Source organism: Streptomyces sp. P9(2023), from assembly GCF_032436795.1.
GTDB lineage: Bacteria > Actinomycetota > Actinomycetes > Streptomycetales > Streptomycetaceae > Streptomyces.
Genome location: NZ_JAUPWM010000469.1, coordinates 1 through 272, shown reverse-complemented (window position 1 = coordinate 272; position 272 = coordinate 1). Strand labels below are relative to the sequence as shown.

The 272-nt window shown below is 65.4% G+C and carries 1 pseudogene; it reads left to right on the top strand.

Annotated features, from left to right (window positions below):
* Nucleotides 1–272, top strand: a pseudogene (locus Q5762_RS38410) (hypothetical protein); the annotation flags it as partial.

The following is a 272-nucleotide window of genomic DNA, read 5'->3' as shown; positions in this document are numbered from 1 at the left end:
GACCGGACATCACCGCACTAATCACTGCGCGCCTGTCCGGCCCTGGCCATCGTCCCGCGATCACCGCCCAGCATGTCAGCCGAGATAATCTGGCATCGTTCGCGGCGGCGGATCGCGTCACGGTTTCGGCCGGCGTCGGCCCGATAACCGTCGGCGCCGACATGCCGATAATACGCGAGGTGCATGACGCGTTCGGTGCAACCACGCTGGAACAAGGTGTCCACTGGCGCGCCGGCAACGACAATCCCGCGCTCAAGCGATTCCTCGAGCTC